The organism is Corallococcus silvisoli, from assembly GCF_009909145.1.
Lineage (GTDB): Bacteria > Myxococcota > Myxococcia > Myxococcales > Myxococcaceae > Corallococcus > Corallococcus silvisoli.
In genome coordinates, this window is the sequence record NZ_JAAAPJ010000007.1 from 222,244 (window position 1) to 244,967 (window position 22,724).

The 22,724-nt window shown below is 71.2% G+C and carries 17 protein-coding genes and 1 tRNA gene; 4 read left to right on the forward strand and 14 right to left on the reverse strand.

The window, feature by feature from the left end; translation table 11 throughout:
* Positions 1-34: 34 nt before the first annotated feature.
* Both GTY96_RS15255 and GTY96_RS15260 read left to right on the forward strand, forming a co-directional pair.
* On the forward strand, positions 35-295 hold the full coding sequence (locus GTY96_RS15255; protein ID WP_143903742.1) for a hypothetical protein: 261 nt from the start codon (positions 35-37) through the stop codon (positions 293-295).
* 111 nt (positions 296-406) lie between these two features.
* Complete coding sequence (locus tag GTY96_RS15260; RefSeq protein WP_328700889.1) at positions 407-2,302, forward strand: sensor histidine kinase; 1,896 nt, start codon at positions 407-409, stop codon at positions 2,300-2,302.
* Here the strand turns inward: GTY96_RS15260 and GTY96_RS15265 are convergent.
* The 3 genes from GTY96_RS15265 to GTY96_RS15275 all read right to left on the reverse strand — a co-directional run bounded on the left by GTY96_RS15265 (position 2,299) and on the right by GTY96_RS15275 (position 3,986).
* A complete protein-coding gene (locus GTY96_RS15265) occupies positions 2,299-2,679 on the reverse strand; it encodes a response regulator (RefSeq protein ID WP_143903744.1) in 381 nt (126 codons plus the stop codon). The two genes, GTY96_RS15260 and GTY96_RS15265, sit on opposite strands and share 4 nt — an antisense overlap.
* Positions 2,680-2,820: 141 nt before the next feature.
* Positions 2,821-3,519 carry a LysM peptidoglycan-binding domain-containing protein gene (locus tag GTY96_RS15270; RefSeq protein WP_143903746.1) on the reverse strand — a complete coding sequence of 233 codons (699 nt, stop codon included), beginning with the start codon at positions 3,517-3,519 and terminating at the stop codon, positions 2,821-2,823.
* Between the two features lie 242 nt (positions 3,520-3,761).
* Entirely contained in the window at positions 3,762-3,986 is a 225-nt protein-coding gene (locus tag GTY96_RS15275; protein ID WP_161665116.1) for a hypothetical protein, read from the reverse strand.
* 317 nt (positions 3,987-4,303) lie between these two features.
* Here GTY96_RS15275 and GTY96_RS15280 point away from each other — a divergent pair, with 317 nt between their 5' ends.
* The gene (locus GTY96_RS15280) at positions 4,304-5,407 is read left to right on the forward strand and encodes a putative NPN-dependent ornithine cyclodeaminase (RefSeq protein WP_143903752.1); all 1,104 of its coding nucleotides are present in this window, start codon (positions 4,304-4,306) and stop codon (positions 5,405-5,407) included.
* A gap of 5 nt (positions 5,408-5,412) precedes the next feature.
* Here the strand turns inward: GTY96_RS15280 and GTY96_RS15285 are convergent, their stop codons facing one another.
* The 8 genes from GTY96_RS15285 to GTY96_RS15320 all read right to left on the reverse strand — a co-directional run bounded on the left by GTY96_RS15285 (position 5,413) and on the right by GTY96_RS15320 (position 17,945).
* Positions 5,413-7,260 (reverse strand): ligand-binding sensor domain-containing protein, encoded by a 1,848-nt coding sequence (locus GTY96_RS15285; protein ID WP_161665117.1) that lies wholly within the window; start codon positions 7,258-7,260, stop codon positions 5,413-5,415.
* A gap of 141 nt (positions 7,261-7,401) precedes the next feature.
* The gene (locus GTY96_RS15290; protein ID WP_161665118.1) at positions 7,402-9,219 is read right to left on the reverse strand and encodes an acyl-CoA dehydrogenase; all 1,818 of its coding nucleotides are present in this window, start codon (positions 9,217-9,219) and stop codon (positions 7,402-7,404) included.
* A 99-nt stretch (positions 9,220-9,318) separates the two neighbouring features.
* Positions 9,319-11,829 (reverse strand): VIT domain-containing protein, encoded by a 2,511-nt coding sequence (locus GTY96_RS15295; protein ID WP_161665119.1) that lies wholly within the window; start codon positions 11,827-11,829, stop codon positions 9,319-9,321.
* A gap of 132 nt (positions 11,830-11,961) precedes the next feature.
* Positions 11,962-13,086: a slipin family protein gene (locus GTY96_RS15300; RefSeq protein WP_143903760.1), complete on the reverse strand. Its 1,125-nt coding sequence runs from the start codon at positions 13,084-13,086 to the stop codon at positions 11,962-11,964.
* 292 nt (positions 13,087-13,378) lie between these two features.
* Positions 13,379-13,448: transfer RNA gene (locus GTY96_RS15305), tRNA-Glu, on the reverse strand.
* Between the two features lie 232 nt (positions 13,449-13,680).
* The gene (locus tag GTY96_RS15310; RefSeq protein WP_161665120.1) at positions 13,681-14,358 is read right to left on the reverse strand and encodes a class I SAM-dependent methyltransferase; all 678 of its coding nucleotides are present in this window, start codon (positions 14,356-14,358) and stop codon (positions 13,681-13,683) included.
* A gap of 37 nt (positions 14,359-14,395) precedes the next feature.
* Entirely contained in the window at positions 14,396-16,540 is a 2,145-nt protein-coding gene (glgX, locus tag GTY96_RS15315; protein WP_161665121.1) for a glycogen debranching protein GlgX, read from the reverse strand.
* Between the two features lie 136 nt (positions 16,541-16,676).
* Positions 16,677-17,945: a hypothetical protein gene (locus tag GTY96_RS15320; protein ID WP_161665122.1), complete on the reverse strand. Its 1,269-nt coding sequence runs from the start codon at positions 17,943-17,945 to the stop codon at positions 16,677-16,679.
* A gap of 255 nt (positions 17,946-18,200) precedes the next feature.
* Between GTY96_RS15320 and GTY96_RS15325 the strand changes: the two genes are divergently transcribed.
* On the forward strand, positions 18,201-18,416 hold the full coding sequence (locus GTY96_RS15325) for a hypothetical protein (protein WP_143903768.1): 216 nt from the start codon (positions 18,201-18,203) through the stop codon (positions 18,414-18,416).
* Between the two features lie 168 nt (positions 18,417-18,584).
* Here the strand turns inward: GTY96_RS15325 and GTY96_RS15330 are convergent, their stop codons facing one another.
* The 3 genes from GTY96_RS15330 to GTY96_RS15340 form a co-directional block, all read right to left on the reverse strand.
* Positions 18,585-19,127: a hypothetical protein gene (locus tag GTY96_RS15330; RefSeq protein WP_186001977.1), complete on the reverse strand. Its 543-nt coding sequence runs from the start codon at positions 19,125-19,127 to the stop codon at positions 18,585-18,587.
* 224 nt (positions 19,128-19,351) lie between these two features.
* Positions 19,352-20,017, reverse strand: coding sequence for a hypothetical protein (locus GTY96_RS15335; RefSeq protein WP_143903769.1), 666 nt, complete (start codon positions 20,015-20,017; stop codon positions 19,352-19,354).
* Between the two features lie 45 nt (positions 20,018-20,062).
* On the reverse strand, positions 20,063-22,528 hold the full coding sequence (locus GTY96_RS15340) for an efflux RND transporter permease subunit (RefSeq protein ID WP_186001978.1): 2,466 nt from the start codon (positions 22,526-22,528) through the stop codon (positions 20,063-20,065).
* Positions 22,529-22,724: the final 196 nt, after the last annotated feature.

Consider the following 22,724-nt stretch of genomic DNA (forward strand, 5'->3'; position numbering starts at 1 on the left):
AGGGACGCTGCAAGTGCACACCCTTGCGGAGGTCATGGCCTACCGCTTCCAGTTGGAGCCGCAAGTGGTGTGCATGCTCACGGCGTGTCCGTCCGCGGTGCGCGAGCGGCTTCAGGAGGAGCTGGGCGCGCTGGTCGGGCGGATGCCGTCCATCCCGGTGCCTCGGCCGGGGCGGGAGGGGGCGGTGGTGCTCGCGAGTGGCTTCCAGGTGCGCTACCGGCTGGAGCCCACGGAGGGGCTCCTGCGGTTGACGACGCTGCGGCGGTTGGGGCTGGTCCGTTCGACTTCCTCCTGACGCCTCCGCCACGCGGTCCTTGTCGCATGAGAGGGGGGCGCCTAAGTCGGTGGAGACCTCCGCGGCCGGCGCGGGCGTCTTGCCGGACCTCCTCCCACCGCGAGCCGCACCGTGCCCCTGCCCCTGGCCGAATTCCTCTTCCAGTCCCAGGACGTCCTCCAGGACGCCTGGCTGCACGAAGCCCCGGGCTCTGGCGACCTCTTCTCCCAGGGGTTGTCCGCGGTGGCGGCCTGGATGGCGAACCCCGGGGCCCGCGTCTCCGACGCGCTCGCGCGCGACCTGTCGCTCCTGGTGCAGGGCTCCGACGGGCATCCCACGACGACGAACTTCCGGCGCCTGCGCGACATGGTGCTGCGGCTGTGGCGCGAGCAGGGAGGGCCAGCCCTGGAGGACGAGGTCGAGCGCTTCCACGACGCGGTGGACGCGGTGGAGGCCGCCGCACTGGAGGCCCACGTCCAGGCGAGGCTGCACGCGGCGCGCGAGGCGGCGGAGGAAGCGCGCGAGCGGGGCGCCCCGGCCGGGCCAGGAGGGCCCCGGCGCTGGGAGGACATCTTCATCCACCTGGGCGTGGGCGTGGCGGTGATGGACGCGGAGGACAGCGCGTTCGTGGCGGCGAACCCCGCGCTCGCGCGCATGCATGGACAGGCTCCCGAAGCGTTGAAGGGCCTGCGGCTGGAGGACCTGGTGGCGCCCGAGTCGCGCGGCGCGCTGCCCCGGCACATGGCCGCCGCCAGCTCCAAGCCATTCCACGAATACGAAGCGCTGCACCTGCGCCGCGACGGCAGCCGCTTCCCCGCGTTCGTGCACGTGACGTCCCTGCGGGACGCGACGGGCCGGCGCGTGGGCCGCGCCGCCACGGTGCTGGACATCACCCAGCGGCGCCACGGGGAGGCGGAGCGGCAGCGGCTGCTGGCCACCATCGAGGCGGAGCGCGCGCGGCTGGCGGCGGTGCTGGACCAGCTGCCCGCGGGCGTGCTCATCGCGGAGGCGCCCAGCGGCAGGCTGCTCCTGGGCAACCGCGCGCTGGAGTCGCTGTTGGGCCACCCCTTCCGGCCCGCCTCCAGCCTCGCGGACTACGAAGGGTCCCACCAGATGTTCACCGCGGACAACGTGCCGTTGGCGGACGACGCCTGGCCCATGGCGCGAGCGCTGCGCACCGGAGAGACGCGCCAGGCGGAGCCGCTCCAGGTGCGCCGCCCGGATGGCACCACCGCGCACCTGCTGGGCTCCAGCGCGCCCGTGCGCGACCGGGACGACCACATCGTCGCGGGCGTCGTCACCCTGGTGGACGTCACCGAGCGGCGGCGCGCGGAGGAGGCGGCGCGGGAAGCGGCGCAGTTCGGCGAGCGCCTCATCGCCATCGTCAGCCACGACCTGCGCAACCCCCTCAACGCCATCCAGTTGTCCGTCACCCGGCTCTTGCACGGTGACGCGCTCCAGGAGCGCGACCGCAAGGCGGTGTCCCGCATCGCCCGCTCCGGTGAGCGGATGGCGCGGATGATCTCGGAGCTGCTCGACTTCACCCGCGGCCGGCTGGGCGGCGGCATCCCCATCGAGCGGGTGTCCGGCGACGTGCGCTCCGTGGTGCGCCAGGCGGTGGAGGAGCTGGAGGCGGCGTGGCCCGAGCGCTCGCTCGCGCTCAACGTGGGGCCGGGCCGCTACGAGGGGGCCTGGGACGCGGAGCGGCTGCTGCAGGTGGTGAGCAACCTGGGGGGCAACGCGCTCCAGTACAGCCCGCCGGACTCACCGGTGCGCTTCACGCTGACGGACGCGGACGCGTTCGTGGTGCTGGAGGTGCACAACGGCGGAGAGCCCATCCCGCCGGAGCTGCTGCCGCACCTGTTCGACCCCTTCCGTCGCGGCGGCGGCAGCACGCACGGGGGCCTGGGCCTGGGGCTCTACATCGTCGAGCAGGTGGTGAAGGGCCACGGTGGCCGCATCGAGGTGCGCTCGCGCGCGTCGGAGGGCACCGTCTTCCGCGTCCTGCTGCCGCGCACCGCGTCCTAGTAGGCGGCGGCTAACTCCGACTGGGAGCGGAAGGGCTCCAGCGCGCGCATCAGGTCGTCCAGGTCCAGGGGCTTCGGGATGGACGCCCGGATGCCCTGGGGCACGGGCCGGGTGGCGCCCGCGCCCGACACGACGATGACGGGCAGGTCCGCGAGGCGCGGCTCCTTCTGCACGCGCTCCATCAGCTCCCAGCCGCTCATCACCGGCATCATCAGGTCCAGCAGCATCACGTCCGGCAGCGGCTGGCGGCGAAGGCGCTCCCACGCGTGCAGGCCGTTCCCGGCGACTTCCACCGCGAAGCCCTCCAGCGTGAGGAACTCCTCCAGCATCTCACGGCTGTCGACATGGTCTTCCACGAGGAGGATGAGGCTTCGCATGGCGGACGGAAGCCTCCTCCCGTCCGCCCCCGTCCGCAAACCCCCCGAGCGCCATGAACGTCCAACCCTGGACGAAAGGCGGTGGGCAGTGTGCGGCCCGCCTCATTCCCGTTGCCTTGGAGGGCAGGTGACGCCCCCGGTTCAGCCCCGGTACTGGTGCACGGACATGATGGGGTAGTTCGACGACGAGTAGGAGATGCGCTGAGACCCGTCGGCGTTCACGTTGTTGGAGCCGATGAACTGGGCCTTGCCGTCCTTCCAGCCCGCGAACATCACCACATGCTCGCCGCTGCCCACCTTCATGCAGACGACGTCGCCCGGCTTCGCGTTCTTCAGGTCCACGCGCTGGAAGTTCGGGTCGCGGTCCAGGTTCCCCTGGAGGGTCATCACGGAGGCGCTGTGCTGGCTGTCCTTGATCTGCCCCGCCTGCTCCAGGCACGCGGACACGAAGTTGGCGCAGTTGACGTTGTTGGGGACCCAGTCCTCCATGTCCGCGCCCACGCCGCTGCTCTCGTACTTCAGCGAGCCCGCGTTCTTGCCCAGGTGCGACACCGCGATGTCGAAGGGGCTGCCGCCAGGGCCGCGCGTGCCCGGACCCGCGCCGCCCGGAGGCGCCGTCACGTCCCCCGCGCCACGGAAGCCCTGCGAACCGCCGCCCCGCGAGCCGGAGGTGCCGGCCTCGAAGCTGTCCCGGGAGCCGGGGATGTTCAGGGTGCGCCCGGTGTAGATGAGGTCCGGGTTCTGGATCTCCGGGTTGGCCTTCATCAGCTCGCCCACGGAGGTGCCATAGCGCTGGGCCAGCGCGGAGAGGGTGTCGCCAGATTGGATGCGGTAGCTCATGGAGGGCTCCAAGAAGGGAGCAGCGACCCGACCGAGGTCACCGGCTGCGATTGTTTCCATTCTCGGTATTCAAGAACCCAGGTTGCGTCTCCTGCCTCCTTTTCACTCCAGGCACATACATCCCGGCGAGGAACGCACCCGGGGCGGATCCCCCGTCATGAAAGGGCCGCGCACCGGCGCCAGGACCGCCCCGGGGGCCGCTCGGGGTGGATGGCGCGGTGCGCAATTTCCAGCGGGATTTCCTAGCGGCTCTGGCCGTCGTGCTTCTGCCAGGCGATGCGGCGGCTGAGGGCGTCCTGCTTCGCGTCGATGCGGGCGCGCTCGGCGGCATCCAGGTGGCCGTCATCCCTGCGGTCGCGGCGAATCTCCCGCTGGATGGCGCGGTGCTGGTGCTCCAGGCGCGCGGCCTCGCGGCCCGTGAGCTCCCCGCTGCGCACGCCCTGGTTGATGCGCTGCTGCTGGTTCACCTAGCGCCGGTCCGCCTCCGCGGCCACGGCCGGCAGCGCCACCATCAGTCCCACCACCGCCGCGAGCATGCCCAGTCCGTCGCGCTTCATGGAGCTTCCTCCTCGATTCGCGCTGGCGTCAGTGCCGGCGCATCGTCCTTGGGGAGATGAACCCGGGCTTCGCGCCGCGGTTGCGGGGGCATTTTCCCGGTGGGAGGGCCCGGGGCGGCGGAAACATCCCAGGGAAATGGGTTCAAGGAGAACGGTTGATGGGGGTGGGGGGCTCTGGTGGGCGCGGGGCGCTTGAACCGGGTGGGGGCCCCGCGCATGGTGGCGGGGTGACGACCATTGCTCATCCCGACTTCACGGCGGCGCGGTTTGGCGGCTTCCCCGACGCACGCTTCACCCCGGCGCCAGCGGACGGCGTGCTGCCGGAGGGCTTCTTCACGACGACGAACCTGCCCACATACGTGCGGGTGGACGGGCGGTGGCGGATGCCGCGCGAGCCGCGCATGGACGGCGCGCTGGTGTTGGACGCGCAGGGGGAGCTGTGGGTGCGCGAGGGCCGGCGGGTGCGCGCGGGGGAGCGGGTGGTGGTGGGGCGCGCGGAGGACGGCAGCGAGGGCGTCTACGTGAACATGGCGTACCTGGCGGAGGGCGGGGACGGCGAGTTCAAGTTCATGACGAGCGAGGTGTCGCGCGAGAAGCCCATCGACTATGGGCACATGGCGCGGCTGCTGGTGGAGGAGCGGGAGCGCGGCGGCTATCCCATCTGGGTGACGGGGCCGGCGCTGGTGCACTCGCGAGCGCGCGCGGACATGACGTGGTTCGTGGAGAACGGCTTCGTGGGGGCGCTGCTCGCGGGCAACGCGGTGGCGGTGCACGACATCGAGGCGTCCATCTACGGCACCACGCTGGGGATGAGCGGCGCGGGCGAGGCGACGTCCGGTGGGCACGGGCTGCACATGCGCGCCATCAACCGGGTGCGGCAGGCGGGCTCCATCGCGAAGGCGGTGGAGGCGGGCATCATCACCAACGGCATCATGCATGCGTGCGTGGTGCACCGCGTGCCCTTCGTGCTGACGGGCTCCATCCGGGATGACGGGCCGCTGCCGGACGTGGTGACGGACAACCTGGCGGCGCAGGACGCGATGCGCCGGCACGCGGTGAAGGCGACGATGGCGGTGCTCGTGGCCACGGCGCTGCACGCCATCGCGACGGGGAACATGCTGCCGGCGTTCGTGACGGAGGAGGGCGGCGGCCTGCGGGAGCTGCCCACCATCTGCGTGGACTCGTCCGAGTTCGTGGTGAGCAAGCTGAAGGACCGGGGCACGCACCAGGCGTTCGGCGTGGTGACGAACGCGCAGGACTTCATGCACATCCTGCGGCTGTACGTGGAGCGTGAGCTGGCGGCGCGCGCGAAGGCCCCGAAGCCGGCCTGAGGGCTTCAGCGCCGGCTGAGGGCGGGCGCGGGCTTCCAGGCCATGGTGGACAGGCCGCCCTCGGTGCCGAAGAGGGCGGAGTCTCCCTCCGGGAGGACCGCGTACACGCGCGGATCCGCGAGTCCCGGCAGGGCACGCACTTCACCGGTGCCCGCGTCGAAGTAGGACGCGCCGAGCAGCGTGCCCACCAGCGCCCCGCCGGGCACGAGCGCGGTGGAGACGATGGCGGACGAGGGCAGGCCGGGCGCGGCGCGCACGCGCGTCCACTTCGCGCCGTCGAAGTAGTTGAAGCCATCCTGGCAGGTGCCCGCGATGGCGCGCCCCTCCGCGTCGGTGGACAGCGTGGTGATCCAGTTGTCGGTGAGGTCGCGCCCGTCGTGGAAGCGCTGCCAGCGCTCGCCGTTCCAGCGCAGCAGGCCCCGGTCCTCGCTGCCCATCCACAGGAAGCGGCCGGCGCCCTCGCCGACGGAGGCGTGCTTGCTCCAGCCCTCGGGCAGGGGCAGCCGCTTCACCAGGGACAGGGGCGAGCCGTCGGGCGTGACGAGGGACACGCCGCGTCCATCCACGAGCGCCATGCCGCCCTCCATCTGGGACACGCCGAGCACGGAGAGCTTGGCCAGGGCCACGGGGTTGCGGGCGCCGTACGACAGCCGCGACCAGCTCTTTCCGTCGTGGAGGCCCAGGCCGTAGGTGGTGGCGACGTAGAGGTTCTGCCCATCGCTGGTGAGGCCCAACACCTGGTCGCTGGGAAGCGAGGGCGCGCGGGTGGTGCGCCACCGGCCGTCCTCGAGCTGCCAGCACACGCCCCGGTCGAACGTCCCCACGACGAGCCGTCCCTGGTGGCGCGCGAGCGCGGTGATGTGATTGCCGCAGAGCTGTCCGGTGGGCGTGACGCGGCGCCAGCCCTTCTTCTCCCGCAGGAACACGCCCGAGGCCCGGGTGCCCGCCCAGTCCGCCTTGAGCACGGTGGCGCCGGCCGGAACGGCCGCGTTTTCGACGGGGCCCGCGTGGGTCGCGCGCGGCATGGCGGTGCTGGCAGGGGCGCTCGTCGCTCCCGCGCCCGGCGCGGCGGTGCTGGCAGGGGCGCTCGTCGCTCCCGCGCCCGGCGCGGCGGTGCCCGCATGGGCGCTCGTCGCTTCCGCACTCGGCACGGCGATGCCCTCGGGAACGCGCAGGGCCTCGGCGGAGCCGGGCGCGCCCCACGCGCGCACGTCGCCGGTGCTCCCCACGATGCGCACGCCCTGCTCGGTCACGGCGAAGGACAGGGGCCCGGTGGGCACGTTGCCCACGGCGCTCAGCCGTCCTCGCGAGTCGATGGAGAACGCTCCCTCGCTGGTGCCCACGTCCACGCCGTCGAGCGTGTCGGAGATGAAGCGCACTGGCCCGGGCAGTGACCACGCCCGCGAGGTGCCCAGCTCGAACAGCCGTCCCTCCGCGGTGCCCGCGAAGCGGGGGGAGAACGCGGTGTACGTCGCGCCCGGAGTCAGCACGGCGGCCAGGGACTCCAGCCGGCTCACGTAGTCCGGGGTGCTCGCGTCCTCGGCGGGAGGCAGGGCCTGCCAGCGCACGTCCAGCACGGGCGTCACTCGGAAGCCGGTGTCCAATGACACAAGCCCCTCGTCCGTGGCCACGAAGAGCCGGTCGCCCGTGGACTCCAGCGCGCGGCAGAAGTGGCTGGGGAGACCGTCCTCGACGGTGAGCACGCGGACGGCGCGGCCCGCGGGCGTGAACAGCTCCAGGCCGCCTTCGGTGCACGCGACGACGTGGCCGCCGAACGGCTCCAGGTCGTGCACGGCCTCGGTGTTGGTGACGGTGGCCGCGAGCGCCAGGGCCGTGAGGGTGGAGAGCATCATGCCCCACCCCCATTGCGAACCCCGGGCCAGCCCTCCGCCCCTCGGAGCGCCGGGCCGGGCCGCGCCGCGTGTCTCACCCCAGCCACATGTGTGGCCAGGGGCCAGCGGCCGGGTGCGGGGCCGCTGGCCGGTGGCGTGGGCCTAGAACGACTCTTCCGGCAGGTCCATCAGGTCCAGGTTGCCGTGCTCCACCATGCGCGCCGCGTGGGCGATGCCGGGCAGCACCTCGTGGCAGTACCAGCGGGCGCTGGCCACCTTGCCGGCATAGAACGCCTTGTCGCCGGGGTTCGCCTTCATCCGGTCCAGCGCCACGGCCGCGTGGCGCACCAGCAGCCAGCCGATGACCACCTCCGCCACGGCGAACAGCACGCGGTTGCCCTGGAAGCCCACGTGGTAGACGGACTCGCCCAGCTTGCCCATCAGCGTGCCGAGCAGCGTCTCCAGGTGCCCCAGCGCCTCCGCCAGCGCGGCGCGCTCGGTCTTCAGGTCCGCTCCGCCCTCGTCGCCCTCCGCCGTCTCACGGATGCGCCCGAGCAGCCCCTGCAGCGTCGCGCCGCCGTCGCGCGCCACCTTGCGCATCAGCAGGTCCAGGGCCTGGATGTGCGTGGTGCCCTCGTAGAGCGAGTCGATCTTCTGGTCCCGGATGTACTGCTCCACCGGGTAGTCCGTGAGGAAGCCCGAGCCGCCATGCACCTGGAGCGACAGGGACAGCAGCTCGTACGCCTTCTCCGAGCAGTACCCCTTCACCAGCGGCAGCAGCATGTCGTTGAGCACGTCCGCCTCGCCGGACGCGGTGGAGCGGTGGCCGCCCTGCAGCTCCACCTGGTCCTGCACGGACGCGGTGAACAGGGCCAGCGCGCGCATGCCCTCCGCGTGCGCCTTCTGCGCCATCAGCATGCGGCGCACGTCCGGGTGCTGGAGGATGGTCACGCGCGGCGCCGTCTTGTCGCGCGCCTTCGCCAGGTCGCTGCCCTGCTGCCGCTCCTTCGCGAACGCCAGCGCGCGGAAGTAGCCCGCGGACAGCGCGGCCATGGACTTGAGGCCCACCGCCATGCGCGCGTTCTCGATGATGTGGAACATCTGCCGGATGCCGTCGTGCACCTCGCCCAGCAGCAGGCCGCGCGTGGGCTTGCCGTCGCCGAACGTCAGCTCGCACGTGACGGACCCCTTCAGGCCCATCTTCTTCTCCAGCTTGGTGCACACCACGTTGTTGTGCGCGCCCAGGCTGCCGTCCTCGTTCACCCAGAACTTGGGCACCACGAACAGCGACAGGCCCTTGGTGCCCGGCGCCGCGCCCTCCGGACGCGCCAGCACCATGTGGATGATGTTCTCCGCGATGTCCGACTCGCCGTTGGTGATGAAGCGCTTGACGCCTTCAATCTCCCAGACGTCGCCGTCCACGTGCCGCGCCTTGGTGCGCGCGGCGCCCACGTCGCTGCCGGCGTCCGGCTCCGTGAGCACCATGGATCCGCTCCAGCGGCGCTCCACCAGGTGCGGCAGGAAGCGCTTCTTCTGAGGATCCGTGCCCAGCTTGTCGATGACTCGCGCCAGCAGGTTGCCCAGCGTGAAGAAGGCCAGCGCGGGGTTGGAGCCCAGCAGCAGCTCGAACGCCGCCCACACCAGCGACGGCGGCGCGCCCAGGCCGCCCAGGTGCGCGGGCTGCTCCAGCAGGTGCATGCCCGTGTCGTAGTAGGCCCCCATCGCCGCCTTGAGGCCGGGGGGCAGCTTCACCTCGCCGTTCACCAGCGTGGGCGGGTTGTGCTCGGACTCGTCGAAGCTCTTCGCCAGCTCCTGCGTGCACAGCTGGGAGAACGTCTCCAGCGTCTGCCGCGCCGCCGTCTCGTCCAGGTCCCCGAAGGGCGCCTTGCCCAGCGACGTGCGGCCGATGTCCAGGAACTCGAAGAGGTTGAACTCAATATCGCGGAGGTTGGGCGTGTAGTGCAGGGACGACGACGACATCGGAAGACTCCTCACGGCCAGCGCAAGAGAGACGGCCCCGCGCCGGTGAAGGCACGGGGCCGAAGCGGACCGTCAGGGTACCCGAGATTGATTCACCAGTCAGTCGCGCCGCGAGTGGATGACGCGCAGCGTCTCACGGCGTTCGAAGCGGTTGCCGGCGGCGTCGCGAGCGACGAAGACCAGCTCGTACATGCCGGCGGGAGTGCCCGCGGGGATGACCAGCGACTTCGTGAAGCGCAGGCCGTCCTGGGTGTCGAGCAGGTGCTGGTCCTCGCCGAACAGCTCGCCGTACACGCTGACCTCCTGCGTGGCCTCCACCGCGTCCACGTCCAGCGTGAGGGTGTCGCCGGGGGTCAGCTCCTTCTGGGAGAGGACGGCGTCGAAGTCGTTGCCCTTCGAGTCCAGGCGGTAGCGCACCTCGCTGCGCTCCACGCGGCCGTCGGCGAGCTCCGCGATGATGAACACGGTGTAGTAGCCGTCCTCGATGCCCAGCGGGACCAGGAAGCGGCCGCGCCAGGCGCGGGTCAGCGAGTCGAACGTGAGCGGCTTCACCAGGCCGAAGGGGAAGTAGGCCGTGACCCGGCGGGCGTTGCGCGGGGCGCGCACGGAGATGATGGGGTCGCCGGGGGGAATCTCCTCGCGGCTGAGGGTGCCCGCGACCATGCCGTCGGGCAGCTGCACGGGGACCCTCTCGCGCACCGTCTCGCCGTTGGCGTCCGTGCGGGCGACCTGCTCCACCGCGACGAAGGACGTGTAGCGGCTCATCAGGTGGTACTGGAGCGCGGTCTGGGTGATGCCCTGCACGACCTCCGGCGTCTCGCCGCGGTAGCCCTCCACGGTGAGCGCCTCGATGCGCTGGCGGGCCCAGAGGCTCTTGAGGGCGTCGTGCTCCGGGGCCACCTCCGGGAAGTGCATGGGCACGTCGAAGTGGCGGACCTCGCCGCGCACGCGGCCGGAGATGCGGAGCAGGCCGTCACCGGTGCCGGTGAACTTGCCCACGAGGAACAGGGGCTGGCCGGAGAAGAGGTCCGGCACGGACTTGGGGTACACGTCGCTGACGGGGAGGCCGTCGGTGTCCACCGCGAGCGAGGTGAGCACGGGGCCGCGCATGCGCTGCTCGAACTCACGGGCGACGTCTTCCTCGGGGCGGTTGAGGTTGACGAGGGTGGAGGCACCCCGGCCCACTTCGCCCATCTTGGTGATGAGGTAGCGGTTCACGCTGGAGCCCACGCCCGCGGAGAAGATGCGCGTCTCCTCGCGCAGGTGGGACTGGAGCGTGGAGAGGACGCTCTCGTCGCCGCCGATGAGGCCGTCCGTCATGAAGAGCACCATGCGCAGGCGCGCCGGGTCGTTGGGGGGCACCATGGCCTCCTGGGCGGCGATGCGCACGTCGGTGCCGCCACCGCCCCAGAAGTTGGCGACGTAGGGCAGGGCGTTCTGGATGTTCTCCGGCGTGGCGGGGACGGCGGTGGGCGCGAACTTGGTGACCTGCGTGTCGAAGTTGAGGACCTGGAAGGTGTCCTCGGGCATCAGGTGGTTGAGCACCTCCCGGGTGATGGCCTTGGACTTCTCGATGGCGAGGCCGGACTGCGAGCAGGACGTGTCCAGCACCATGTAGAGCTCGCGCGGGACGATCTCCTTCTGCGTGGGGGCGAGCTGCGGGTTGAGCATCACCAGGAAGTAGCCGTGGTCCGCGCCGGGGTCGCGGTGCATGAGGACGGCGGGGCGGATGAGCGCGTCCGCGACGACGTACTCCAGCGTGAAGTCCTTGTTGGGGATGCGGTCGTCGCGGCCCAGGCTGACCCTGGCGCGGGACGGGCCTTCGCGAGTCACGTCCACGCGATGGGTGGTGGAGCGCAGCGAGTGGACCGGGAGGCCCGCGTCCAGGCGCACGGTGAGCTGGATGTCATGGCCGCTGCGCACGTCGCTCAGCACCGGGGGCGTGATGCGGCTGGCGTCGGGGACGGTGGTGGTGTCGGGCTCCACGCCTTCGCCCTGGCGCGTGGGCAGGGGAGCGCCGCCGATGAAGCGGGGGCCGACGACCATGGGGAAGCTGAAGCGGTAGGTGCCCGCGTCGTAGGTGAGGCGCTCCACGTAGTGGATGCGCACGCGGATCGTCTCACCGGGGAGGATGTTGGCGACGGACTGGGTGAAGACGTTGGGGCGCTCCTGGTCGAGCAGCGCGGCCGTCTTGCCTTCGGCCTTGGCGCGCTCGTAGGTGTCGCGGGCCTGCTCGCGCGTCTGGATGACGCCCTGGATGATGCGCTCGCCGATGTGCAGCTCCATGCCATCCACCGCGGCCAGCTCCGGCAGCGGGAAGACGTAGAGCGCTTCGAGCGGCGAGGTGTAGGGGTTCTCGAACACCTGCGTCACGGTGACGGACGCGAGGAAGCCGCTGACCTCCGCGTCCACCTCCGTGCGCTTGAGGCTGAAGGTGCGGACCTCGGCGTCGGGGCACGCGGTGCTGTCCCGCGGGCGGAGGCGCGCCACGAGCGTGCCCTGGGCCACGCCGGCGGTGGGCGACGCGACGGGAGGGCAGTCAGGACTGGGTTGGGCGAAGGCCGGCAGGGCCAGCAGACAGACGAAGAGCGTGGCGAGCGTGACTCGCATGGTCGGGAACCTTGGTTTCAGGGTGTGCCCGGGGACATTGCAGCCCCCGGGCCAACCCCGTTCCCCTCGGGAACCCTCGGACGCAGGCGCTCGGGACACGGTGCGTGTGGCTGTGCGGCCACACGGCCGTGCTCAGCTGGACTTGAGCTGGAGCGTGGGCACCGCGCCCTCGCCCAGCACCAGGTGGACCTGACCCACCTTCGCGGCGAGGTCCTTGTACGCCTCCAGCTCCTTGAGCCGCACGAGCAGCGGGTTCTCCGCCAGCACCTTCGCCGTCTGTGCCATGGAGCGCGTCGCCGCCGTCTCCTCGCGCCGCAGGATGACGTTGGCCTCCGCTTCCTTCTGCGCCTGGATGACCCGGTTGAGCAGGTCCTTCATCTCCTTGGGCAGCACCACGTCCTTGATGCCGAAGCGCAGCAGCTCCAGGCCCACCTTCTCCGCTCCCGCCTTCACCTGCCCGAACAGCTCCTCCGACACGGCCTCTCGCGCCGCCAGCAGCTCATCCAGCGTGCGCGTGGACACGGCCTCTCGCGCCGCCAGCTGCATCGCCAGGTAGAGGATTTCATCCGGCGCGCGCGCCACCACCGCGAGCCGGCGCGCGTCCACGACCCGGTACGCGGCGGACAGGTTGAGCCGCAGCGTCACGCGGTCCTTCGTCATCACCTCCTGGCCGGTGACGTGGAGCAGCTTCTCGCGCAGGTCGATGACCGCGAACTGCACCTTGTGCGCGACGGTCCACGCCGCATGACGGCCCGGCGGCAGCACGGCATCCAGCACGCCGTCGACGAAGCGCAGCGCCACGGTGCCCTCCGTCGCGGTGGTCTCCACGTAGTCACTGGCCGGAAGGAGCGCGCGCACCTCGTCGCGGGGCGGCTTCGTCGCCACTCCGGACACGTCCACGCGCTCCACCTGCACGGTCGGCGTCTCGGGCCGACCGGTACGACCGGGCAGCCGCTGCGCCGTCCACACCTGATGCTGACCCCGGCCCAGCCACCGCAGCGGCTGGCCGTGGTGGAAGAGGATGGCTCGCTCGTCCGCGCCCAGCTCCACCACCTGGAGGTCCTTCTCTGGCACCAGCGCCAGCTTCGCTTCGTCCAGCCGGGTCAGCGCGGGCTCCAACGACACGCGCTCGTAGCGCACGTGCTGGAACGGTCGCACCACCCAGTGCCGTCCCGGCCCCAGGTACTGCTCCGCCCGCCCGTTCACGACCACGAACAACCGCTCGTTCTGCGCCACTTCGACCCGACCGATACCCATGACACGTCACCTCTGTGACCTCCCCGCATCAGGGGAGGGACCCGCGAAAAGTTGAGAAGAACCGGAGGCTGGAAAAAGGGACCCCGCCGCCCACGGGCGTTTCCCGCGAACAGACCGTCCGGGCCGTGCCCCGCGACCCGAGCGTTCGCACCGGATGCCGGTCACGGACGGCGACCAGGGCGTTCCGCGAGCAGCACGGAAGCCTCCAGAGGCCCTGGCGACCGGCCAGGATGCGGCGAGGGGAAGGAGGACGCGGTGGACTCGCGTTGACACCAGCGGAACGACGGGGTCCCGGCGAACGAAGGATTCGAACCTTCGACACCGAGATGGAGAATCTCGTGCTCTACCGTTGAGCTAGTTCGTGTGCGCCCGGAGTGGGCATCCGTTGCGCGCCTCGCGGTGGCGCGCGACCGGTACGGCCTTCGATGGAGGTAGGAACACATGGGCGTGATGGCCGTGAGGAACGTCCGAGCCCATGCACCGGCGCAGAGCGCCCTCGCGTGGAACCGGACGCCTCGGGACAACCCCGTGCGCCCCCTGAAGCTGCCGACGGGGCCAGCAGACGGAACGCGCGAACAATCCTGACAGCGCGCCTCAGCCCCGCGTCACGTACCACCAGCCGAACCACATGGTGCGCTCCTCCGCGAGCAGCTCCCATCCAGGCGCATGCAGGTAGAGGTCCGTGCGCAGCCCGGCCGCATCCAGCGCGCGCGCCGTCTCCGCCGCGGACCACAGGTGCAGCGTCACCTCCGTGTCCGCGGTGCCCACCGTGCGCGTGGCCTCCTCGTGCCCCTCCAGCCCCTGGCGGCGCTCCAGCACCGTGAACAACATCCGTCCGCCCGGCTTCAGCGCCCGCGACAGATGCCCCAGTACGCGCGGCAGGTCGTCACAGAAGTCCAGGCAGCCAATGGCCAGCGCCACGTCGAAGAGGCCCAGCTCCTCGGGCACCGGATCCAGGTAGCCGTGCACACGCCACGTGCCGGAGGGCCGCGCGCGCCGCGCCAGCTCCAGCATCTCCGGCGCCAGGTCCAGGCCCACCACGTCCACGGACGCGTCCAGCCCGCGCGTGTGCGGACCCGGGCCACAGCCCACGTCCAGCACGCGCATGCCCGGCTTCACGGTGTCCGCGAGGAAGCGCTCCACGCGGTCCCCGTAGCGGTGCAAGGACGGGTAGAGCACTTCGTAGGCGGCGGCGATCTCCCCGTACACCCGCGCGACGGCGGATCCACTGGACCGTGTCCCGGATCCACCGCCGTCCCCTTCGTCCGCCATGCCACGCCTCTCGTGAACCGTCCGCGCCATCACGCTATCACGGCGTGTTCGCGCTCCCGGCCTTGCGGAACACCGCCAGCGAACGCCCGGCCATCTCGAACTTCCCGGGCCGCATCTCCTCGTCGCCGCGCCGGTCATCCGCCGTGTACAGCTCCAGTCGCCACGCACCGCCCTCGCCCGGCGGCGGCACCGTGAAGGCCACCGTGTCGTGGTGCGCGTTGAGCAGCACCAAGAGCGAGTCGCCGCTGACGCGCTGGCCTCGCTCGTCCGGCGTGGGGATGGCGTCGCCCCCCAGGAGGAACGCCAGCGAACGCACGAAGGGCTTCTGCCAGTCGTCCGGCCCCATCTCCGTGCCGTCCGGGCGGTACCACGACAGGTCCTTGTGCTCGGACTCCCACAGGTGCTCGCCCCGGAAGAAGCGGCGGCGCTGCAACACCGGCTGCCGGTGGCGGAAGTGGATGAGCTTGCGCGTGAACTCCAGGAGGTCCTGTCGCGTCGTGTCCAGGTCCCAGTCCACCCACGACAGCTCGTTGTCCTGGCAGTAGGCGTTGTTGTTGCCGTGCTGCGTGCGGCCCATCTCGTCGCCCGCGACGATCATCGGCACGCCATTGGACATGAACAGCGACGCCAGCAGGTTGCGCTTCTGTCGCTCGCGCAGGGCGATGATGGCGGTGTCCTGCGTCTCTCCCTCCACGCCGCAGTTCCACGCCTGGTTGTCATCCGCGCCGTCGCGGTTGTGCTCGCCGTTGGCCTCGTTGTGCTTGCTGCTGTACGTGACCAGGTCGTGCAGCGTGAAGCCGTCGTGCGCGGTGACGAAGTTGATGGACGCCTGCGGGCGCCTGCGCGCCGCCGCGAACAGGTCCGCGCTGCCCGTGAGCCGGTAGCCCACCTCCGACGCTTGATTCTCGTCGCCCTTCCAGTACCTGCGCAGCGCGTCCCGGTACTTGCCGTTCCACTCGTGCCACGGCGACGGGAAGCCGCCTACCTGATAGCCCCCCAGCCCCACGTCCCATGGCTCCGCGATGAGCTTCACGCGGCCCAGCACCGGGTCCTGGTTGATGATCTGGAAGATGGGCGCGTTCGGGTCGTAGCCGCCCTTGCCGGTCCGGCCCAGCACCGTGGCCAGGTCGAAGCGGAACCCGTCCACGTGCATCTCCTCCACCCAGTAGCGCAGCGAGTCCACGATGAAGCGCGCCGTCTGCGGGTTGGAGGCGTTGAGGCTGTTGCCGCACCCCGTGAAGTCCAGGTAGTGCCGCGCCTCCGGCATCGTCCAGTAGTACGACGCGTTGTCGATGCCCTTGAACGACAGCGTGGGCCCCAGGTGGTTGCCCTCGCACGTGTGGTTGTAGACGACGTCGAGGATCACCTCGATGCCCGCCGCGTGCAGCGACTTCACCATCGACTTGAACTCCGCCACCGCGCCGCCCGGCGTCTTGCGGCTGGCGTAGCGCTGCACCGGGCTGAAGTAGTTGAGCGTGCTGTAGCCCCAGAAGTTCGACAGGCCCTTGTCGTTGAGGAACGAGTCGTCCGCGAACTCATGCACCGGCAGCAGCTCCACCGCCGTGACGCCCAGCTTCTGCAGGTGTTCGATGATGGCCGGTGAGCCCAGGCCCGCGTACGTCCCGCGCTGGTGCTCCGGCACGCCCGGGTGGCGCATGGTGAGCCCGCGCACGTGCGCCTCGTAGATGACCGTCTTGCGCCAGGGGATGTCCAGGCGCCGGTCATTGCCCCAGTCGAAGAAGTCGCTCACCACCACGCCCTTGGGCATGCCGGCGGCGCTGTCGCGCTCGTCGCGCATCAGGTCCTTCTTCGGATGCTCCAGCGGGTAGCCGAACACCGGCTGCTTCCAGTCCACCTCGCCGTACAGCGCCTTGGCGTAGGGGTCGACCAGCAGCTTGTGCGGGTTGCAGCGGTGCCCCTTCTCCGGCTCGTACGGGCCATGCACGCGCAGGCCGTACAGCATCCCGGGCTCCAGGTCCGGCACGTAGCCGTGCCAGACGAACTCCGTGCTCACCGGCAGGTCGAAACGTTCGATCTCCTTCGCCGGGTCCGCCTTGTCGAACAGGCAGACCTCCACCCGCGTCGCCGCCTGCGAGTAGACCGCGAAGTTGGTGCCCGACCCATCGAAGGTCGCGCCACGCGGCCAGGGCTTGCCCGGCCAGATCTCCCGCTTGCCGCTCATGCGTATCGCTCGATTCCGTGGGGACACTGCCGGCGGAATGTGGGTGCGACCCCGTGGTGCGGCAAGACGCCCGGACATGCCTAGTGTCCACCCGGGAGCGCTTCGCGCCGCCCCAGGAGGTGAAACAAACCGGACATCAGGCGGCGACGGCGTGGTCCAGCGAGCGCCAGGTGCCCAGGGCCCAGTCCTGCTCGTCCGGGTCGTCGAAGCTGACGACGCACAAGGCGCGGCGCTTGCCCGAGCGGCACAGGGCGGTCAGCCTGCATTCACCGGGACCCATCTGGAGGGAGGCCCGGCCACTGACGCGGGCGCCGTGGTGCTCCAGCTCCAGGGCGCGGCGCTCGGGGCTGGTGGGCGCCAGCGGCTCCTCCACGGAGTCCTCCAGGGGCAGCACGCGCACGGTGCGCCGGTGGTCCCGCGCCACCCAGCTGCCGTCTCCCAGGCGCGTCTCGGCGAGTGAGCCAGGGATGCGAATCTCCCAGCCCTCGGGGAGCGCCACCTGCACGGAGCCCCGCCGGTAGCCGATGGAGGGCCCGACGCCGGGCGACTCCAGGGCGCGGCGGTGGACCTCTTCGGCCACCGTCCCTCCCTGGCCCAGGTAGCCGAGCACCTCCTGCCACTCGCGCCACGGGTAGGGGAGCGTGGGGTCCTCGCGCCACGCCTGCTCCAGCAGCCGGGCCACGTCGCGCAGGCGCTGGCGCTCCTCCTCCAGGAGCGGCGGACGCCAGACGATGTCCGTCCACAGCCGGCACAGCGCGCGCGTGAAGCGCTCGCGCGCGTCCACGCCGGGGTTCCACCAGGGGAACACGTCCGTGCCCTGGCGCGGATCCTCGAACACGGTGCGCAGCCAGCGCTCGTCGCGGGCACCCAGGGGCGTGAGCAGCGCGCCGGGGTGCTGGAAGGTGTGACCGAAGCGCATGGACAGCGCGAAGCCGGAGTTGCCCAGGCTGCGCATGCGCAGCACCTGACCCACTGACTGCTGGAGCCACCCGAGGAACCGCGGCTCCACCGCGCTGGCGTCGCCCGCGTGGAAGTAGCCCGTCGCGTCTCCCACGCCCACGTCCTCGTCGGGCGGAGCCCAGCTGATGTCGTGGAGGTCGCCCAGCGCCTTGAGCAGGTCCACCAGATAGCGGTGGTAGCCAGGGCCCGCGGCGCTGGTGTCCGCGGACACGACGATGCGTTCCTGACTCGCCGCCAGCAGGGACACCTCGCCCGCCGCCGGGTGCAGGCGCAGGCGCAGCACCGGCGAGTCCTGGGGGCCGTCCTCGATGCGGCTGCCCTCCAGCACCGGCTCCGCGACCTCCTGGAACCAGGCCTCCACGCCTCGCAGCCAGGGCAGGGGCGCCTCCGGGGGAGCCAACACCGGTTCGCTTGCTCCTCGTCGGCCTGCCAGCAACAGCTTCATGCGTTGGACGCTCTCGGTTGGGGTGTGCGCAGCCTGGACCCCTTTGGATAAGCCCCCAGCTGCTCCCTGTCATCCTGGAGCGCGCTCTTCCTGGCCTGTGACGAGGCGGGGGGCATCCAGGCGGGGAGGCACCCGGTCTGGCGCGGGACGGCCGCGGGGGATGCCAGCGAGCGTCATGGCTGCCGCCTTCCTCCCTGAAGGCATGCGGAAACCCCGGAGCCACCCCACCCTGTAGGGCGAAAGGAGGCGTTCGTCATGAGCAAGAAGAAGGATGTGCTGCACATTCCCTTGGAGGGGCTGCCTCCCGCGCCCGCGCGCGAAGCCGGGACAGAGGGCGATGCGCGCGAACATCACGTGCCGTCCACCTTCGACCCGGGCGGGGGGCCCGGCAATGGACCGGGTGACAACGGGGACCCGTTGATCATCGAGCCGGTGGGCCAGCCCTGGTCTCCAGGCGTCAAGGTGACTTGAGCCTCCCTGCCGTCGCTGTCTCCAGGGCCCCGCTGACGCCATGGGTTCCCAGGTGTTGGCGGGGCCTCGTGCCTTCCGCCGCGAAGCGAAGCGCCCGCGACCTGTGGAGGTCGCGGGCGCTCACGTCCCCGCAGCCGCCGTGGAGCCCACGGCGGAGGCAGGCAGGGCCTAGCGTGAGGTGCCGTTGTTGGGCGCGAGGGTGCCCGTGGAGTCCGGCACCGGCGTGTTCATGTCGCCGCCCTTCGTCCCGGAGTTGTTCGGATCCAGGGTGGAGTCGTTGGGCAGGCTGCCGTCCTCGGGCATGGCGCTGTCATCCGGGGACGTGCCGGAGCCACCCGTGCCCGGCTCGGTCATCTCGCCGTCGTGCACGCCCGGCTCGGCCTCGCGGGTGCCCGGCGCCGCGCTGTCGCTGGGGGGCAGGTTCGGATCATCCGGCATGCCGGAGCCGCCGGTGTCCATGTCCGAAGGTGGCGTCTGCGAGTCCGGCGACGTGTTGCCCGTGTCGTAGCCGGAGCCGCCGCTGTTGCTGGGCGGCGGGGTCGCGGTCGTGCCGGTCCCGGTGGTGTCCGTCCCGGTGCCCGTGGAGTCCGTACCCATGGTGGAGTCATTGCCGCGCGTCGCGGATTGATCCGACTTGCAGCCCGCGCCGAGCGCCAGCGCGCCCGCGAGCACCGCCGTCACCGTCAATTGGGTCTTCAGGAACTTCTTCATGTGATTCCCCCGGATAGGAGTCTGAGCGCTTGAGAGGCCCTGACTGTCTGCTGGACCGAAAGTGAGCAGGCCCCGCGGTGTGTGCAGGGACGGCTCTTCCGCCTGCCTGCTCGGGGGACGTCGCGGGCGGACGGGATGACGGGGTTGCACGGCCGCGGATGTCCATCCCGGGGCATGCCCCCTGGCCCCGAGGGCGGGCGGACAGGGGGCGGCCCTTCAGGGACTCAAGGGCCCACGGGAGGCCTGGTCACGTTGCCGCCGTTGAGCGGCGTCACGGAGTTGCTGGACGTGTTGTTGTCCGGCGACAGCGTGGTGCCCGCCGCTCCCGGGGCCGTGGTGCCGGTGGCCGGAGGAAGCACCGCGCCCGTGCTGGACATGGAGCCCGTGACACCTGTCACAGGGTTGCTGTTGTTGATGGGAGACCCGAGGGTGCTCGTGCCGGTCTGGGGGCCACCCATCGTCCCCGTGGTGGGGGTGCCCGTCTGCGTGGTCGACGACGGCGGCAGCACCGCGCCCGTGGTGGCCACGGAGCCGGTGGAGCCCGGCACCGTGCTGCCCGTGCTGGGGGGCAACACCGCGCCCGCGCCGGTCACGGTGTCGGACGCGCTGCCGGTGATGGACGGCGGCGCGGTGTACGGCTGCGGGAGCACCGCGCCCGCGCCGATGCCGCCCGTGTCCGTGTTGGCGCCGGACGCCGTGTTCCCGATGGGCACGGTGGCGGGGACGCCCGTCGCGGTGTCCGTGGTCGAGGGCACGGAGCCCGCGGGGGCCCCGGGGTTCGGCTGGCCGGTGGTGATGGCGCCCGCCGAGTCGGGGTCCACCTGCGCGCTCGCGGTGCCCAGGGCGAGCGCGCTCGCCGCCAGGCTCATCCAGATCCATCGCTGAGACATGTCCCGCTCCTTGCCGGTGTGCGGCCGGGCGGACTGCGCCTCGGCCTAGTGGGTGGGCGTGGGCCGGTGAGGACCCTGGCCTTCATCCAAGAGGTGCTCACCCAGGGCCTTGGGCGGTACCGCACGGCGGCGCCGCTTGCGCAGCGAGAGCAGCAGCAGCAGCGCGGGGAAGGTCACCAACATGATGAGCAGGTTCATGCCGAAGCCCACGTTCGCCAGGGCGCCAATGGAGTTGAGCCCCGGGTGGTCCGCGAGGAACAGCGCGCCGAAGCCCACCGCGCTCGTGAGCAGGCCGCCGCAGATGGCCTTGCCCGTCTCCGAGTACACCTGCACGAAGTCGCTGCCCGGCGACGCCAGCCGCGTCACCAGGTGCACCCCCGCGTCCACCGTCGTCCCGATGAGCACCGGGATGACCAGGATGTTGAGGTAGTTGAACTCCATCCGCATGAGCGGCATCAGCCCCAGCAGCGCGAACAGCGACACCGCCGTGGGCATCAGGCACACCAGCGCGGTGCGCAGGCCGCCCAACGTCAGCCACATCGCCACCAGCACCGCGAGCGTCGTACCCACCAGGATGAGCGGCGCCTCGTGCGACACCAGGTCCAGGATGTCCGCGAGCACCAGCGCCTCACCGGCCACCACCGCGGGCCGGCCATCCGGCAGCTTCACCCCGCGCACTTCGTCCGCCAGTTGACGCATGGCCTGTCCGTCGGACTGGTTCGCGGACGGGTACACCAGCACGAAGCCGGTGCCCGGTCCTCCCCGGCCCTCGAACTGCTGGCGCACGCTGGGGGGCAGGTCCGCGGCGGTGTACGGCGTCGCCTCCACCTGCCGGCGCAGCTCCACCAGCTGCTCGCGCTGCTCCACGTCCAGCTGGCTCTCCGGGACGTTCGTCAACAACGTCCCGATGTCCTTCAGGAGCGCCTGCTTCTCCTGCTGCCGCGCCGGCACGAGGCTCTGGAGCGACGCGACGAAGTCCACCTTGGAGTCCGCGCCCAGTTGCTGCTTGCGCGCCATCAGCTCCTTCACCACCGCCGCCTCTTCCTCGCGCGAGTCGGTGAGCACCACCACGGGGGTCTGCGAATAGCCGATGAGCCGGTTGACGTCGCGGTCCAGGACGAACGAGCCCAGGCTCTCGTCCTCCAGCGAGGAGACGTTGTAGTCGAAGCGCACGCGCGGCAGCTGCGTGAGCAGCCCCGCCACGATGATCACGGACACCCCCGTGAGCACCGCGCGGCGGCGCAGGATGACGCGGCCCAGCGGGGCCTCCGCCGTCTCCGTGGAGGAGGGGCGCGGCTTCCAGCCGTGACGGGACACCAGCCCCAGCGCCGCCGGCAGCACCAGCACATAGGCCGCGATGAGCACCAGCATGCCCACGCCCGCGATGACGCCGAACTCGCGGAACGCTCGGAGGCGGGACGTGCCCAGCACGAAGAAGGTGAGCGCCGCCACCAGCGCGGACACCAGCGCCGCGCCGCCCGTGTGCGTGAAGGATTCGCGGGTCGCCTCCTCGGAGGACACCCCCTCTCCGCGCAGGTTGAGGTAGCGCCCCAGCAGGTGCATGCCGTGCTCCACGCCCAGGCCGCCCAGGATGGCGCCCAGGAACGCGGTGAGCAGGTTCACCCGCCCGTACGCCACGCCCACGAAGCCGTAGGTCCACGCCAGGCCCGCGCCCACCGGCGCCAGCACCATCCCCACCGCGAGCGCGCTGCGGAAGTGCAGGAACAGGTAGAGCAACACCAGCGCCGTGGCCACCGCCGAGGCCACCGCCACGTCGCGGGTGATCTGCGCCTGTTGATCGATCTTCTTCTGGAAGGTGCCGGTGATGGCGGTGTGGAAGTGCGGCCCGTACTTCGACAGGTCCTGCTGCTTCAGCACCCCCTCCACCTGGTCGATGAGCTTCCGGGAGTAGGTGAGGTCCGCGGACGTCGTGTCGGGCTTGGCCAGCACCACCACGCGCCGTGCCTCGGGGTCCAGGTAGTAGTCGCTGGGGTTGGTGGAGATGCGCGTCGCCGCGCCGCCGCCGTACTTCTTCTCGATGTCGCTGAAGTCCAGCGATGGCGCCGGTTCGTCCTCCAGCGACACGAAGAGCGGGTTGGCCTGCTGCTTCTCCCAGGTGAGGCGCGCGTCGATGCGGCGCCGCACCTCCTTCAAGTCTTCTGGCGACAGGAAGTAGAGCGCATGGCTCCGGAAGAAGCTGCTGGGCCGGGTGACCTCCACGTAGCGGATGCCCGGAATGGCCTCCAGTTGGGGCGCCAGGTCATCCGCGAACCGCTGGAGCTGCTCCGGGTCGCCGTCCTCGCCCACCACCACCACCCACCCCAGCGCCCCGAAGCGCTGCTCCAGGGTGTGGAGCGCCTGCACGCTCTCGAACGACTCCGGCAGCAGGTCCACCAGGTTGGCGTTGAGGGACAGGTTGCGCGCGAGCAGCAGCCCCACACCGGAGAGCAACAGCGCGCACAGCAGGGCGATGACAGGACGGCGGTGGTTGTGCGCCGCGAGCGTACCCATCGCGTGCTCCACCCGGTGCATCCACGTGCGTTCCGCTGGCGAAGAAGGGTCCGAGGCCATCACCGTGGGCGCTGCTGCCCCGGGTTCCGGAACCGACCGGCCTGTGGGTCACGCAGCGGCATCCCCTCCAAAAGGCGCCTGCTTCCCGGCAGGGCCCGTGTCGAAGCAAAAGCTGGCCATCCCGCAGTCCTCCTGC